This window comes from Saccharopolyspora sp. NPDC045839, from assembly GCF_056431645.1.
In genome coordinates, this window is the sequence record NZ_JBWKKH010000018.1 from 1 (window position 1) to 17,645 (window position 17,645).

3 protein-coding genes are annotated in these 17,645 nt (G+C 65.8%); all 3 read left to right on the forward strand.

Features of this window, described 5'->3' with window-relative positions:
• Positions 1–95: 95 nt before the first annotated feature.
• From AC07EQ_RS23980 to AC07EQ_RS23990, 3 genes are read left to right on the forward strand one after another with little or no spacing between them, the layout of a single operon-like run.
• Positions 96–16,718, forward strand: a complete 16,623-nt coding sequence (locus AC07EQ_RS23980) for a hypothetical protein (RefSeq protein WP_478390139.1) — start codon at positions 96–98, stop codon at positions 16,716–16,718.
• Positions 16,719–17,174 carry a hypothetical protein gene (locus tag AC07EQ_RS23985; RefSeq protein WP_478390140.1) on the forward strand — a complete coding sequence of 152 codons (456 nt, stop codon included), beginning with the start codon at positions 16,719–16,721 and terminating at the stop codon, positions 17,172–17,174.
• The gene (locus tag AC07EQ_RS23990) at positions 17,122–17,640 is read left to right on the forward strand and encodes a hypothetical protein (protein WP_478390141.1); all 519 of its coding nucleotides are present in this window, start codon (positions 17,122–17,124) and stop codon (positions 17,638–17,640) included. The genes AC07EQ_RS23985 and AC07EQ_RS23990 overlap by 53 nt, the downstream gene beginning before the upstream one ends.
• Positions 17,641–17,645: the final 5 nt, after the last annotated feature.

Consider the following 17,645-nt stretch of genomic DNA (forward strand, 5'->3'; position numbering starts at 1 on the left):
CGGAGGGTCGGGTTGCGGCTGAGGCGTTGGTGGTGGGGTGGCCGGAGGGTGGTTTGGGGGGTGGTGCGGGAATTCGGGCGTGGCATGTGCCGGCGATGGGGGAATTGCCGTCTGGTCTGGATGATGTGGGTTTCCGGTACTCGGTGGTCGTGGTCGATAATCAGGGGCAGCGGCTTGATCTGGTGGTCGATGGCGAGGTAGCGCCGTCGGGGCAGTCGCACATGCTGGAGGCTGCGCCTGCCGATCCGAATAGCGCCGCCGAGCGTGTCCTCGGCAAGTTCGCTGACATGAACCGGTTGATGACTCGGCCTATGCATTATGGCGCTGCGGTCGACGCGATTAGCCAGCTGTTGAGGAATGGCGACTTCAGTGGCGCGTATATCGACGAGGATGCTCGGTTGATCGCGCGTGGGCTCGGGGTGCTTCGTGCTGAGCCGGTGACGTTTGCGCCGCCTGCGGTGGTTCTTGGAGACGGTCAGGACCGGTTGGGCAGTGCAGACGACATCTACGCGGTCGCAGCGGGTCTGAGTCCGGATTACAACGCCCTGACGGTCGCGTGGCGAATCGTCGACAAGACCAATCTCTTTGACCCGTCGGTTGATCTCGGGAGCACGGTTGGCGGTGGCGTGGGGTCTCAGTACGACGCCGTTTCCCGTCTCGTTGCCCATCAATACGCGACGAATCCTGGCTTGAGGTGGAACGAGAAGCGTCTGGAGGAGTTCGCGGTTGGTCTTGGCCTCATTCTGGGCACGGTCAATCCGGCGTGGGTGGTGCGGTTCGAGGGGTTGGCCGGTACCGGTCCTGATCAGGTCGGTCAGGAGCGGCCCGCGCCGGTCTCGCGGGACGGCGCGCGGGACGAGTCTTCGGACAGCGACGGATCTTTCGTGGAGTTCGATGGAACGGCTGCTGACGATCGGGTGATTGAGCACGACAATCGCGGCCAGGAATCGCGTGCGGGCGCGGCTGATGTCTTTGGTGGTGAGGTGATCACCAGTGAGCAGCTGGAGAACGTGGTTGGCGGGCCCGAGGCGCGGGATGCCTTCCTACGGGCGCTGGAAAGGCGACGCAAGCCGCGCACTGAACCGGAGCCGGCCTTCTTCAGCGACGATGCGAATTTCGCCAAGACTTCGCTGACGGCTCTGGCCGATGCTGGTGCGTTCGTCGAGGCGGTGGTGGTGCGGCTGCCGAAGACCGGGGCGTCCAGGTTGGACGGTCAGGCTTGGCATCTGAGTGTTGAGCGGGTGCGGGAGTCGGGATTCCCGGACAACTTCGAGGATGCTGGCTCCAGGTACTTCCTGTATGCGGTACGCGACGACGGTAGTGCGGTCACCGGCGATTTCCCGATCCGCAGCCTTGAGGGCGATCCTGGGGTGGGGTCGTCGTCCGGGCCTCGTGGTGGTGGGCCGGGGCCGGGCGGGGTGAGTCTGCCGTCGGTTGAGCCGTTGGTTGAGCGGCCCGCGCGGGGATCGTTCGAAGGGCGGGTTGGCTCAAACGACGATGGATTCCGCATCGAGGTCGAAGAGGCCCGCGCCGGGGAACCTGCGCCAGGCGTGGGTTCTGCCGCCGGGGATTCGGCGGTTGTCCGGTTGGGGCAGGAGCTGGACCGGGGTCGGGAGTATTCGCCGGACCGGCTGCGGGCTTTGCGTTCGCTTCGTTTCATGGTCGCCGATCGGGAGAACGTTGAGGAAGATGCCGTCACCGCTGATCAGGTCCGCGAGTTCGTCGAGTCCCGGCTAGGCCCGGGCCATGTTGGCACGCTGTTGTACCGGATTCAGACCGCCCGCGAGTTTCTCGGCGAGGTCAGCGAGGTCAACCGGTTGGAGGCCCGCCGTAGGCATTACGAAGCGGCGATTGCCGAAATCAGCACATTGCTGGGCATCCGCGAGCTGAACCGCGATGCCGTCGTCGAGATCGCCAAGAGGATCGCGCGTGGGCTGGGGGCGCTCCGGCCCGAGTTGGCGACGTCGTTTGACCAGTCGCTCGCCGCGCGCCGCGGAGAGGGCCGGGAGGCGCTGACGAGTGAAGCCGAGATCTACGCTGCCGCAACGAAGCTGAGCCCGCCGCACTACAACGACCTGAAGGTCGCGCAGCGGATTGTCGCCGAGACCAACCTGTTTGACACCCCGGTTGACCTGGACCGGGTTGACGTCGGCGTTGAAGTCGGCGTGGGTTTCCCGTTCAACACGGTGTCTCGTCTCGTTGCCCATCGATACGCGACGAATCCTGGCTTGGGGTGGAACGAGAACCGTTTGCGGGAGTTCGCGGTTGATCTTGGCCGGGTTCTGGGCACGGTTAATCCGCACTGGGTGGTGCGGTTCCAGGGGTTGCGTGGTGGTGCCCCTGGCCAGGCCGGTCAGGAGCCGTCCGCGCCGCTGGATCAGGAGGCCGCCGCGGCGGGGGAAAGCGCCGCCGCGCGCCATGCGGGGACGGAGGATTTCCGGGAATCCGCGCAGGCGGACGAGCGGGCGAGCAACGGCGACAGGTTCCCCGACCCCGACCGGGAAACCGTGCCCGCTCAGGACGACGTGCTGATGGAGGAGTTGCGCCCGTTCGCGGAGAACGAACAGAACGCGCCTTCGGTTCGGCTGACGCCTAGGGTGCTGCGTGACGCGGCGGAGAGGCTTCAGCCGCCGAGGGGGCCGCGGACTGGCGCGGAAAAGCAGGTTCGTGAGGACCTGCGCACGGCGGGAAAGAACGTCTCGAAAATCGCAGAGCGGGCGGAGCTGGCGCAATCGGTGAAGGATTTCCGGGCCGAGAACAAGACGGCGTGGGATCACATCAGGTTGGTCGCCGTCCATGCGGCGGCAGGCACGGCCGCGGCGCTTGACCTGCTCAGGAATTGGGGCTTGTTCCAGGGCCAGCGACTGGGTCGGGACGATGTCGCGACGTTGCTGGCCGACTTGATGCGGCGTGTGCGCGAGTTCCCCCCAGGCCCCGAGGAAAAGCTCACGAGGGATCAGTGGAAGCTCGTCCCGTACCTCGCCGAAGAAATGACCGACAAGGAGATCCGACGCGAACTGGGGTGGAGGCAGAGTCGCTATGACGCCGAGCTCGAGGGGCTGAGGAAGGTTCTGGGCCTCGAAAGCCGTGCCCAGGTCGTCAAGTGGGCATACGACCAGAGATCGTCGGCGGGGACCGGGGGGCTAATTTTCACGTCGGAGTCGCTGCGCAGGGCAAAGATCATGCTGCTCGCGGCCGAGCCGAGGCCGGCGCGGTCGGAGGCGGAGCAGCAGATCCTCGGTGATCTGGACAGGGCGTCAGCGGCGGTCGAGGCTGCCTACCGCAGCGAACCGGCGCGGCGGATGGACGAGGGTACGTGGGCCGCTATCTCGGTGCTCGCCCGCCATGCGTTGGCGGGCAGGCCGGAGGCGCTGGAGCTGATCAAGGGGTCGGAGCTGGCAGGGTTGGTGGTCGGCACGGTCGAGGAGAGGATCGCGGTCTCCGCTGCCGAGCTGGTTGACCGAGTGGTGAGTCTTGCGCAGGATTCCGGCGGCTCTGGCGATAACGCCGGCGAGGTGAAGCGTAAGGGTTCCGAGGAGATTTGGGGGGATGCGTTAGCAGCCGTGTTCCTGGCGAATCCGAATGTGTTGTTGGAGTCGGAAACGTGGTTGTACCGGGCTCGTCCAGCTGTCGAGGAGGCTGGTGGTAAGGCGCGGGCGTCGAGCGGGAATTCGTTCAAGAATTATCTGCCTTCTGCGCGGAAGAGCCTTGGTTCGGGTCCTCGCGTGGCGGGGTGGGTCGTGTCCCGGTCTGAGAAGGTAACTGATCAGGTTGTTGAGAAGTACATGTTCGTTCCGAATACTGCGGTATCGAATGCTGCGGTATCGGATCGTGATGGTGGGGGGTTGGCGGATGATCGAAAGCGCTTGAACTGGGAATTTGTGCTGGACAAGGCTGGGGTCAAGGTGTTGGCGGGGTTCGTCGAGGCGCCTCGGCGTTTCATTTCGGTGGCGGAGGTCGATGCGGTGCACGGTCGAAAGGGGGTCGGAGTTTCCGTGCGACTTGTCGCTGAGATCAATGCGTTGTTGCTGGCGAATGGTGCGGGTTATATCTTTGCTGTCAATGACGGCGGCAAGCGGGTTACGGGGTTCATATATGCGTTGTCTGGCAAGGAGGGGGATCGGTTGTTGTCGGTGGCCGGGATCCCGGATGTCGGTCGTGAACAGTTGCAATATAAACGCCGGCGGGGTGGGTGGGAGCTGCTGGTGGGTAACGACTGGCGGGCGTGGTTGAGTGCCGGTGCGGGGCAGTTGTTGACGGACCTGCAAAAGGGTCGGCCGCGGCCGGTGGACGAGTCGTCGACGCAGGCAGTGGACGAATTGAACTCGGTCGGCGCCGATGCGGGGGTGGGGGACCTCGTCGCGGCGCCTGTTGGCGAGAACCTGCTGCTGCAGCCGGCCTGGAGTGAGGCGAAGGCGACGCTGACCAAGTTGGAGGAACCGAAGCTCGGTGAACAGAACTACCGCGGGCAGAAGCAGGCGCGGGACGAGCTGGGGCTGGGGACGCCGGAGGGGGCGCGCAACGTCAAGAGGCAACGGCGTGCCGAGGAGAGCCCGGTGCAGTTGGAGTCGTTCAATCTGATTGACCACGCGTCTTTCGCGACGCCGGAGGAGAGGTTGGAGGCGTTCTTCCGGGCGAATCCGAGTCGCCCCATACCTACGCGCATTCTGCTGCAGGCGACGGGGATAAAAAAACGAGCGTTCGATCGCTTAAAAACTGTGGTCCAAGGTCGCCTGCATGGCGATAACGGGGGCTTGATTGTCGCCGAGAATCGTGGTGACGAGGCGACTTATATGTATGTGCCCAAGATGTCGATGGCGCGAACGGGGCACCGGTTCACCGCGGCCGACTGGGGGAAATTGTTAGAAGCAGGCCAGTTGGAGATGCTGCATTTCTTCGCGCAGGCGCCGGGGCGGGAGTTCTTCCGTACTACTCTTCGGAAGATCTGGGGTCCGAACTCTGACGATGTCGCAGATTACGCTGTTGATAAAAGAATCTTGAAAGTCAACCTAGTGTTGAGGCGGCACGGTGCCGGGATCATCGTTTCGCACACCGAAAAAGAGGGTGGCGGTGCGAGATCGTGGCGGTATACGACGACCGGTGCGCCAGGGGATCGGCTGGTTGATCCGTCCACGATCGAAGGTCTGGTGAAGAGGGTGCTGCCGCGCGGGAATCCGCCGCGGGCTGCGGGGTTGTTGATGAAGACGTCTGGGTGGTGGGGGTGGTTGAGGCGCGATGAGTTCGATGTGATGCGTGCGCTGATGGCTTCTCAGTCGGGTGCGTGGTTGGAGCTTGATGTTTTCGCGGACGCCAAGGGCACGATCTCGGCAAACGAACTGAAGCAGTGGATCGCGCAGTTGAATGCGGTCCTGGCACCCCGGCCCGATCCGGAGGTGCCGGGAGGGGAATCGGTGAGTTCGGGTCGGGTTGAGTTTGACCCCGAGCTGGGGATGATGTTCGTTCCGGGTGAGGGTGCGGTGGAGTTGGTGGAGGCGGGGGATTCGTGGGTGGGGGGTGTGTGGACCAGGGCGCGGGTGCTGTCGGCGGTGCGGGACGTGTCGGGGCTGGAGCGACCTGTCAGAGGTGGTGAGGTGTGGAATCGGATCTGGCGCGAGTTGGGTTCGGTGAGCGGGGTTGAGGCCCTGCAGGCGTTGGCGGGTGAGTCCGGGGCGGTCTTTGACGGGGTGGCGCGGGTGTTGGGGCTTCGGGCTAGTCGGGGCGAGGCCGCTGAGGTGGTGTTCAAAGAGATCCTGACTGGTTTGTTGGCTGAGCAGGCGGCCGCGGGGGCACCGTCGCAGACGCAGACGCAGACGCAGACGCAGGGACAGGTGCCGGTGCGGGTATCGGCTGAGGCGGGAGATTTGTGGGTGGGGGGTGTGTGGGACAGGAAGCGGGTGTTGTCGGCGCTGGGCAACGTGTCCTCTTTGCCGCCGGTGGACGACATTCTGTTTGAGTGGTTAATCCACGAGCAGTTGCCGGAGAAACTTGAACTCACCCAAGCCGAGAAAGACGCTGTGACGCGGATCGTGTCGCATCGCCACGGTCATGGCGACGAGGTCACCGCGGTGGTCGAGGAGATCGTGAGCGGTCTGACCGCCGAGCGGGAACTGGCAGGCGGCGAAGGATCCACTGTGGACGACGTCGGCCTTCGGTCGCTGCCGGAGCAGGCGGAGCAGCGCCGCGTCGCCGAAGCGCCTGAGCGAAATCCGGGGGAACGATTCAGTACGGAGGAAGCGGAAACCGCCGGACGGAGCGGGGAAACCGGGCCAGCAGGCCCCCGGGGCGCCTTGTACTACGACAGGCTCTGGCCGAACAAGCAGGAACCCGGGGTCGAGGACCTCGTCTGGCGGCGTACCAAGGTGCGGGAGGCGTCGTGGTTCGCCCCGCTGCCGAACCCGGTGAAGCCAGCCGACTGGGAGCACCTGCGTAACGTGCTTCCGGATGGCTCGGCGAACTTCGAGATCAGTGGCATCAAGATGTCCAGCCGTCCGGACAATGTCGATGACCGCTTCGTTTTCGGTGATTACGAATGGCGGCGCTTCGAGGTCAACGGGCGTGGGGTTCAGGAGTTCACGTTCAAGGCGCATCTGAAGGAAGACGAGTTCCTGGCGCCGTTCCGGGAGCGCGCGGAGCGTGAACTTCGGCTTGCCGAGGAGGCATCGGATGCTGCCGACGATGCCACCGTCGCCGTCCAGCGTCTCGAATGGCAACTGGATTCCTCGCCGGAAAACGCCGCCGTGCTGGCCCGTGCGCAGGACGACGCCGATGCTGCCCGGCGCCGGGCCGACGATCAGTGGGAGAAGGCCTACGAGGCCGGCATGGAGCTCGACCAGCGGCAGCAGCTGATCGACGATGTCAAGCGGCGTGCCGCCGGTGCGGCGGACGAGGTGTTCAACCAGGGCTACCGGATGCCACGTTCCGGCGACCAGTTCCACTTCCGGCTCGAGTTCGTCGATGACCCGGCGCAGGCACGCCAATCGATCCGTCTCCACACCGATCCGAGCGGCCGTACGAATCAGCTTGCCTGGAACCCGTACACGGCCGATGACTCGACGTTCGCGCACGAACTCGGGCACTGGCTCGGTCTCCCTGATGAGTACCGCCAGTTGGGGAGCTACCAGCGGGGCTGGCGGCAGGCGGCGGACGGTGTGCGGCTGCCGGAGTACACGGTCCGGACGCATCTGGACACCGATTCGCGTCTGGGCCCGCTTCGGGATGAGGTGGACACTGATGAGCGGTGGGCCGCCGAAGCGACGGCGGACGCGGCGCGCGAACCGCATGACGCGAGGCTGCGGGACGAGGCACAGCAGTTGCGGGCGAAGGCGGACGAGTCGAAGCAGCGGCTCGCCGACGCCGAGCGGGAGATCGATGAGCTGAAGGCCCGCGCGACCGGCGCGGTCTCGGACTTGTTCGATCCCGAGGAGATGCACCCGGACTCGCGGTTCTTCGTCAATCTGGAATTCACCGACGTCTGGGCGGACTCGCATTACAGAGTCAACCTCGTGAAGAAGTCGGCCGGCGATCCGAGCGCCTGGGACACCCGGACCGGCAGGTTCGGCCTCGCCGGCAGGGTCGGTCTCCACCTGGGGTTGGAACCTGAATTCCTCCGGGCATTGCGCTGGGGCGAGGCCGGCGACATGCAGGCGCGCCCGAAGGCCGATGACCGGCTGATCTTCAACCGGGCCGATCCGCCGATGCCCACCGACATCACGACCGGTGAGCCGCATCGCCCGCAGAACTCCTACATCGGCGATGACGGCGTGATGGGAACCCAGCAGAAGGCGTTCCTGCCGCGGAGTCTGTGGGAGATCGAGGACCACGCGATTTCGCAGGGGCTGCGCCCGGATTTGGCGGTGCCGGGCCCGGAGCGCCGGGCGAGGACGCTGGATCACCTGCTGACGCGGGAGACCGTCGACGAGCGCGCGGTGCTGGTCGAGCTGGCTGCGCTGCGCGGGGACCCGGCGGCGGTCCAGGAGGTGCGGGCCGCATACCTGGCGAACACCGGAACGACCCTGGACACCGTCCTGCGCCTGGCGCTCGGCGACGACGGTCACCAGCGCGCAGTGCAGCAGCTGGAGACGCGTGACACCGCGCGCCATGCGGGCACCGAGAATTTCCGGGAATCCGCGCAGGCGGACGAGCGTGCGAGCAACGTCGACGGTCGCGGCCCCGACTGGGCCGCCTGGCCCGCTCCGGACGGCGATGTGCTGATGGGGGAGTTGGATCCGTTCGCGGAGAACGAGCAGAACGCGTCTTCGGTTCGGTTGACGCCTGAGGCGCTGCGTGACGCGGCGAACGGGCTTCGGAAGGCCGAGCCGCCGCGGCCGCCGCGGACGGACGCGGACAAGCAGGTTTCCGAGGACCTGCGCAAGGCAAGAAGGGCGGTCTCGAAAGCCGGGGAGCGGGCGGAGCTGGCGCCATTGGTGCAGGCTTTCCGGGCCGAGTACCCGAAGACGTGGGACAGTGTCAGGCTGGTCGTTGTCCATGCGGCGGCAGGCAGGGACGCGGCGCTGCAGTTGCTCACTGAGTGGGGCCTTGTGTTCGCGGGCCAGCGACGGAGTCGGGATGATGTCGCGACGTTGCTGGAAGACTTGATGCAGCGTGTGCGCGAGCTCGGCTCCCCAGGCCCCGAAGAAAAGCTCACGAAGGATCAGTGGAGTCTCGTCCCGTACCTCGCCGAAGGCATGACCGGGGCGCAGATCGCACGCGAACTGGTGTGGGGGCGGAATCGCGTTGACGACCAGCTCGCGGGTATGCAGGAGGTTCTGGGCCTCAGAAACCGTGCCCAGGTCGTCAAGTGGGCATACGACCAGAGATCGTCGGCGGGTAGCGGGAGGCTGGTTTTCACGTCGGAGTCGCTGCGCAGGGCAAGGATCATGCTGCTCGCGGCCGAGCCGAGGCCGGCGCCGTCGGAGGCGGAGCAGCAGATCCTCGCTGATCTGGACACGGCGTCAGAGGCGGTCAAGCATGCCTATGAGCGCAGCGAACCGGCGCAGCAGATGGCGGAGAGTACGTGGGCCGATATCTCGGTGCTCGCTCGCCATGCGTTGGCGGGCACGCCGGAGGCGCTGGAGCTGATCAATGGGTCGGAGCTGGCACATTTGGTGGCCAGCACAGTATTCGAAGACCACACGGTCAAGGAGAGGATCACGGTCTCCGCTGACGTGCTGGTTGACCAAGTGGTGAGTCTTGCGCAGGAATCCGGCGGCTCTGCCGATAACGCCGGCGAGGTGAAGCGTCAGAGTGCCTCGGAGATTTGGGCGAATGCGTTAGCAGCCGAGTTCCAGAAGGAGCCGTACGTGCTGCTGGAGCCGGAAACGTGGTTGGCCCGGGCTCGCCCAGCTGTCGAGAAGGCTGGTGTTCAGCCGCGGGCATCGTCCCGGAAATCGTTCGAGACGTATCTGGTTTCTGCGCGAAAGAGTCTTGGTTCGGGTCCTGACGCGGCGGGGTGGGTCGTGTTCCTGTCTGAGAAGTACATGTTCATTCCGGATGCTGAGGTACCGGATGCTGAGGTACCGGATGCTGAGGTACCGGATGCTGAGGTACCGGATGCTGAGGTACCGAGTGTGGTGGTAGCGGATGGTGATGGTGGGGGGTTGGCGGGTGTTCGAAAGCGCTTGAACTGGGAAGAGGCGCTGGACAAGCCTGTGATCATGGTGCTGGCGGAGTTCGTCAAGAATCCTCGGCGTTTCATTCCGGTGGCGAAGGTCGATGCGGTGCACGGCCGAAAGGCACTGAACGCTTCCGAGAACATTTTCGCTGAGATCAATGGGTTGTTGCGGGCGAATAGTGCGGGTCATATCTTTGTTGTCAAGGACGACGTGCGGGGTAAGGGGTTCGTATATACGTCGACTGGCACGGGGGATCGGTTGTTGTCGAGGGCCGAGTTCCCGGATGTCGGTCGTACACAGTTGCGGTCCGATCTCCGGCGGGATGGGTGGGAGCTGCTGGTGGGTGACCGCTGGCGGGTGTGGTTGAGTTCCGGTGCGGGGCAGTTGTTGAGCAAACTGCAAGAGGGTCGGTCGCCGCAGGCGGACAAGTCGTTGATAAAGGAACTGAACTCGGTCGGCACCGAGACAGGGGTGGGGAACCTGGTCGCGTCTGTTGGCGGGAACCTGGAGCTGGAGCAGGCCGGGCATGCGGCGACGCTGACCAAGTTGGATGAACTGGAGCTCGGTGAAAAGAGCTACTCCGCGCAGAAGCAGGCGCGGAACAAGCGGGGGCTGCCGGCGCCGGGGGGGTCGCTCTCCGACAAGCGGCGACGGCGCGCCATGGAGAGCCCGGTGCGGTTGGAGTCGTTCAATCTGGTTGACCTCGCGGCTTTCGCGACCCGGGAGGAGAGGCTGGAGGAGTTCTATCGGAGGAATCCGAGTCGTCCCATGCCTAAGCGCATTCTGCTGCAGGGGGCGGGGCTAGCAGATACAATGTTCAAGCCCACGAACGCTGCGGTCCAGAAGCGTTTGGAGGGGATCGATGCGGGGGGCTGGATTGTCACCGAGAAACGTGGTGACGAGACGGCTTATCTGTATGTGCCCAAGAAGTCGGTGGCCGTAACGGGGCACCGGTTCACCGCGGCCGACTGGGGGAAATTATTAACGGCAGGCTTGTTGGAGATGCTGCATTTCTTCGCGAAGGCGCCGGGACAGGAGTTCTCCCGTACCGAGCTTTGGGGGGGTATCTGGGGCTCGAACTCTGACGATTACACAGAGCGGGCTGTTGATACAAGAATCGTCAACGTCAACAAGGTGTTGAGGCAGCATGGTGCCGGGATCATTGTTTCGCACACGTCCGGAAAAAAGGGTGGCGGTGAGAGTTCGTGGCGGTATATGACGACCGGTGCGCCAGGGGATCGGCTGGTTGATCCGTCCACGATCGAAGATCTGGTGACTAGGGTGCTGTCCCGCAGGAATCCGCCGCGGGCTGAGGCTTTGTTGATGAAGACGTCTGGGTGGTGGGGGTGGTTGGAGCCCGATGAATTCAAGGTGATGCGTGCGCTGCTGGACGCCCAGCCGCATACATGGCTGATTCCTGATGGTCCCACGCCAAAACGACGGGCGGGGATCGCGGCTCAGTTGAACGCGGTCCTGAAAGCCCGGCCCGACCCGAAGGTGCCTGGAGGGGAATCGGTGTATTCGGGTCGGGTTGAGGTTGACCGCAAGCTGAGGATGATGTTCGTTCCGGGTGAGGGTGCGAAGGAAGTGAAACTGGTGGTGGCGGGGGATTCGTGGGTGGGGGGTGTGTGGACCAGGGCGCGGGTGCTGTCGGCGGTGCGGGATGAGTCGGGGCTGGAGCGGCCGGGCGGTGGTGAGGTGGCGGATCGGATCTGGGGCGAGTTGCGTTCGGTGAGCAGGGATGACGACGCTCAGGCCTTGGCGGCTGAGTCCGGGAAGGTCCTTGACGGGGTGGCGCGGGTGTTGTGGCTTCGGGCTAGTCGGGGCGAGGCCGCTGAGGTGGTGTTCAAAGAGATCCTGGCTGGTTTGGTGGCTGAGAAGGCGGCTGCGGGGGCATCGTCACAGACGCGGGAACAGGTGCGGGGATCGGCTGAGGCGGGGCAGCGTTGGACGGGGCCCGGCTGGACCTCGGCGCGGGTGTTGTCGGCGCTGGACGACGTGTCCGGATTGCCGCCGGTGGATAGCTTTTTGATTCCGGTGTTGATCAGCGGGCTGTTGCCGGAGGAACTCACCAGGGCCGAGTACGACGCTGTGGCGCGGATCGTGTCGCATCGCAACGGTCATGGCGAAGAGCTCACCGCCGTGGTCGACGAGATCGTGAGCGGTCTGGCCGCCGAGCGGGACCTGGTCGGCCAGCAAATAACGGTTCCCGCTCAGGGACAGGCGGCCGGGTTCGGTGCCGACGCCCGCGGTAGCGCGGTCACCGGCGATTTCCCAGGCGATCCTGGAGTGGGGCCGTCCGGGCCTCGTGTCGGTGGGCCGGGGCCGGGTGAGGCCACGGGTGAGTGGTCTGGTTGGCCGGAGACGCCGGGGCCGCGGCTGCGGTGGGATCGGGATCTGGTTTTGGGGATGGCGGCTCGACTGGCGGCTGGGGACCGTCGTCGGTCTGAGCCGGAGGATGCGGTTCTGGCGGATGCGGTGCGGGCGGCGTATGAGCGGTTCGACGAGCCAAATCGTGGTCTCGAAACCCGGAAGTTCTTGGGGCGTCGTAATTTGGCTGATGCCGTTCAGGTGATCGCCATGCATGCCTGGAAGGGGCGTGCGGAGGTGTGGTCGTTCTTGCCTCCGACGTTGCCGCGTGATTTGAACGCGTTTGTGCGAGCGATGGCGAACGTGGTCGCGCAGGACGTGAAATGGGCGATGGGGGATCCGGTCGCGGCCGCACACATGGGTGCCGGCGACGGCGGGGTGGAGCGCGAGCTGGTGATTCGGCGGGCGGTCGGCCAGGTCTTGTCCGGTTTGAGCGAGGTGGCCCGGAAGTTCACGGATCTGGACGGCCTCCCTGCCGACGTCCGGCAGGAGCGGGCGACGCAGTTGGCGGCGGCGCGGCGGGCCGTGGGAGACGGCATCGATCCGGCGCAGCTGGTGGACAATGGCTTGACCTTGGAGCAGGTCGCGCTTGTGGTGGCGGATCAGGTGGATCCCTCCCGTGCGGAGGAATCCGCGGGCGAAGCGGCGCAGCAGTGGGCGCAGGCGTTGTCTGTTGGCCCGCCGGCGTCCGCGCAGACCGGGGATGTGCGCGCCGTCGAGTCGGAGCCACCGGGGGCTGTGGCCGAACCGCGCGATGCGTGGGACGGCGTGAAGGATTCCTCGCCGGATGTGCTGGATCTGCAAGGCATGGAGCCGGATGAGGCTCCGGATCGGGCGGGATTGCGGGATGACTGGCTGAACGACGAGGAGCATCCGCGGAGCCTGGACCCGGGGGATGAAGCCGCGCGGCGGCGGTGGGAAGCGGCACAGGACCTGCATTTCGCGGACGACAACGAGCGCACGCGGTGGCGCGACGGGCTGGAGTCGTGGGCGGCCAAGCTGGGGACGCGTGAGGCCTCGCAGGCAGTGGTGCCGCCGTCGAGCCAGCCGGCGCGGGGATTGCCTACCCCGGCGGAGAGGCTTGGCAGGAAGGCATTCCCCATTAAATTGCTTCGGCCGGAGGAGGGGTGGACGGCTGAGTTTGTGGTGCGGAAGGTGAACGAGTGGAAGGGGCCGTTCGAGGCGGGTGTGTGGTCGCGTGCGGTGGGGTTGGTGCGGGATGCGGCGCCGGGTTCGCTCGGCGGCCGTGAGTGGGCCGATCACCCGGTGGGTGCGGATGTGGCGAGGATCGCCGCCATCGCGATGTCGTGGACCGGTCGGCCTCTGTCTGACGTGGCGCGGTCCTATGCGGACGAATTGGTCCGGGAGATCGTCACCGATCTGCTGGGGTTGCCGAACCCGCCGGTAGTGACCCGGGATGCGTTCAGCCGGGAGGAGGCGCTGCGGTGGGTCGCCGTCAACGACGGGTTCGCGTCGCAGGTGGCGGGGTTGGCGCACCATGCGGGCGGGTTGCGGCACCACGAGGACTACTTCTACACCTGCGTGCTGGCCACGGCTGCGGCGTACAACTCGCGCAAGCGGGGGGAGTTGTACGCCTTCGGCCCGACGACGCAGCGGGAGTTCACGGAAAAGGACGTCAGAGAGGCGTTCAAGATCCCTCGATTCGATCGCTACGACAACAAGGCCGGTCTGCTCCGGCGACTGGACCGGCTGCCTGACCGGTATTCCGGTCTGATTCTCATCGAGAACAGCGAAAGGCCCCGCGAAAGCCATCTGATCGAAGTGCGGCGGACCCTGCGCGAGCGGCTGCACATCATGGACAGGCGGACGGGGCTTCCGGCCGAGTTGCCCGACGGCAAGAAGGGTCAGTACACCTTCAAGCTGGCCGAGATCGTCGAGAGCAGACTCACCGACGGGCTCGTCGAGCTGGACGGGCTCCAACCGGCACCCGTCGACCGGCCCGATCCCGGCTCGCTCGTGCGTGAGATCGGCGAGGGCATGCGGGACAAAGCCCGGCCCGGCTACCTGCAGACGGTGAAGGCAATGCTGAACAACGAGATCAGCTTGACCAGGATCGTCAGCTTGGGCATGGATTTCGACCAGGTGGCCGGGATGATCGAACGCCGCTATTACGTCCAGGCCGCGTCGCAGGTCAAACCGATCGACGAGATCGTGCGGGATGTCCTGCGTGACCTGAAGGTCATCAAGCACCGGTCGCCGAGCCTGCCGGAGCCGGTGGACGTGCCGATCAACGACGAGGCGCGCGACCCGGCTGCGGCAGCGGGGACAAGGCCGTGGCTGTACGGGATCGAGCTGTTCGAGAAGATGCACGCGGATGTGCGGCGCGGTGAGACGCAGCATGTGCTTGCCGACGGGACGGTGGGCGTGCGGACCTACCGGGTCGTCGCTGCGGGAGCTGCCGAGCAAGCCGCGAACAGGGTGGGCGAGCAGGTTCGTTCGGGATTCGCTTACGCGCGTGCCGTTTACCTTGCCGGATGGCCGAACCCGGAGGAGCTGCCGGCGGAGACGGACATCGACGTCGTCACCGACGTGGCGGAGCATGAGGTGCTGCCGTCGCCTGGCGCCGAACGGGTGAGGATCTCGGTCCACGAGGACAGTCCGGCGCTGCGCTCGGTTGCTCGAATGGTGTTCGCCGAGTTCAGTTTGATGCGATTGCAGCTGTTGAACCTGCACCCGAATCTGGTGGCGAGGGACGCCCTGCAGCGGCACGGTGGGGACATCCGGGACGGTTCCGCTGTCCGTGCCACGGTCAAGGAGATGGCGCACGACCTTCAAGCGAGTAAGGCGGACGTGGTGGCGGCCTATGCGCCAGAGACCGTCACGTTCGAGGAAGAAGGTGATGCCGAGCTCACCGGCGAGAACGCCGAGACGGCGTACAACGTCGGCAAGGCCTGGTTCGACAGGGCCTTCGTGGACCACCGAGAGCGTGACGGGTCAGACGAAGCCTGGAGCGCGAGGTCGGGTGACGGGCCGGTCACGGGCGGCGAGAGGCGGAAGCTGCCACGGATCTTCCTGAATACCTATGACAACGAGCGCCGGGGCGGTCGCAGCGGCGGAGAGATCAAGGCGGAACGGGTCGTCGCGTTGATACGTGAGGCGGTGAGCGACGCGCGCCGGATGGCCCTCGAAGCCGGGTTGCCGCCGGCCGATGTTCCGCACCCCTGGGATGTTCCGGTGACCGTGATTTCGACGAACCCGGCGCTGTTGCCGGGCGGGTCGTTGGGTCGTCAGCGCAGGCAGGTGCAGATCGTGCTGGGCGACTCGACGCCACTCCCCGAGACCGGACAGATCAGCACATGGCTGAACGACCAGCCGGAGGAGTTGCTGTCCCCGGACGAGCCGAAGACAGCAAGCGAGCAGGCGTTTCCTCGGCTGCCAGATGATCCGGTAGTGAACAAGAAACACAAGCTGTTGGTGGCGCTGAGCACGGCACGACTCGGGCCTGGGACACCCGATGAGGTTCTCAAGGGCATCCGTGACGCACTGGAGTTCCAGAGGTTCTTCCACGGGCGTGATGCTTCGCCGTTCACCGACCTCGAGCCGGTGAAGAGCAGTGGCATCGAGGGGCTGGCCCAGAGCATCGAACGCGTGCGTGGCGCGGGCCCTGGCGCGTTGTCGTTCCTGGTCGGTTATCGCGAGCCGTTCCGGGGTCACGTCTGGGTTCTGGTCAACCTGGGCCGGGACGACGAAGGCGACCTGGTGTACATCGTCGATCCTTCGAGCGGGGACAAGTTCCGGGTGCGGAACCTGGAACGGGTTCCCCAGAAGCAAATCGTGGACGTCGTGGAAAACGGGGCCATGGTTCAACGCGAGGAGTGGGGGTATGCGGTCCGTTCGGTGACGGTGACCGACCTGGTCGCGGAACCGGAGGAGGAGAACAGGGGCGGGGCCGGCGGGAAGGATGCCGACGGTCACGATCGCCCCGCGCGCTGGGTCCTCAAGGAGCGGCGATGGGAGATCAAGGAATCCCGAGAGGACATCTACGTGTCCAAGATACGGATCGAGAAGATCTCCGAGACCAAGACGGTGACGTCGCAGAACCCGCACGGGACGGGCAACCCCGTCACCCGCGAGAAATGGCCGGAGAACTCACTTCCTGGCCTCGATTCGATCTACGAGGTTGCCCTCGACGCGCGGGAGAACCCGGTCGACGTCTCAAGGCCGCCGATGTACGCCGGGCAATTCACCCACACACCCGACGTCGCGCCGTCCAGGTTCGGCTTCGAGACAGTCATGGCCGAGGGCGGAGTCGAAGCGCTCAGGGCGTTTGAGAGCCACACGGGGAAGTCGGCGGATCTGCTCACCCAGCACACGCTGGAGCAGTTCGGGACCGGCGGAGACGGGGTGCGGCAGGTGCTCCAGCGGATGATGGTGGCCAAGGACAGGGATCCGCGGAACCGCGACGCTTTCACCGTGATGTTGGTGCGTGGGCTCGAGGAGCCCAGCCCGGAGGCCGAGGCGGAGATGGTCCGTCGCAACAAGCTGCCTGGGCTGGCACTGGCACGCGCATACGTCGTGCGCTTCGACGGCGACGAGTTGACGATCGTGGACCCCCGGACCGGGGTCGTGGTTTCGCCGGCGGACTTCGGCTACGCCGGCGTGATCGAGGCGGTCGGTATCTCGGTGTCCACGCTTGTGGCGGACCCGGTCGACGCCGACGGCGAGTACGTCAGCCCACCAGAGAAGCCCGGTGACGCCGGGAATACCGGTCCGTGAGTGGGCGGCGGGCCGGGCGACGAGCCGGTGACGGAGGACGATCCTAATCGGCCGTTCGGTGCCGAACCGTCGGGCTCGGGCCTGCGCATCCACGCCGGAGCAGGGAGTTCCAAGCCGGAGGCGGAGTCCGTCGCGGCCGGTCAGCTGCTGAGCGAGCTGAACGAGGCGACGCTGTCGGACCCGGCTTCCGCCGGTGTGCTGCCCGAACCGGACCTGTTCGGGCTGCTCACGCCCGCCGACCCGCCGGAGTTCCTTCGCGGTCACGACTACTCGGAGATCACCGCGGGTCAGGGCTTGGACCTGCTGCAGCGTCTCGACCTGAAGCGCCCGGCACCGAACTGGTCCGACGTCGCGCCGCACAACCTGCGGGATCTCGACGACTTTGTCCTGACACGGGAACTGCGTGCCCGAGCACGAACGCGGCTGGGCGGAGAACGAAACGCCGCTACCCGCTGAGCTGCAACTGCTGCGCGCCCGCGCCTCCGTCTGGTTGGGCGGTCCGCTGGACGCTAGCAGCCCGGCGAAGGTCGAACTCCGCGAGAACATCGCGGAGTCCGAGAAGCAATTGCGGGGCTGGGCACCGATGGTGGTGTTCACCGACGTACCGCGGGCGCAGTTCGAGGAGGCCGCGAAGCTCCCGGTCGACCACGAACCGGACTCGCTGGCCGGTGTTCGCGAGATGCTGGCGTGGGCCGAGGACAACAATGTCGCGCTGGTCAACGTCCACGAGGTCTTCCACAGTTCGTGGCCAATGCCGCACCAGGAGGCGTTCCTGGCCGAGCTGGCGAAGCGGACCAAGCCCGGCTACACCGCGTCAAGCGACTACCTGCGGGTGGCGGATCTCCTCGTGCTGCCCAAGGGACACCCGTACGCGGATAAGTTCTTCGGTCGCGCGCGACAACTACGGCAAGACGCAGGCTGAGATCC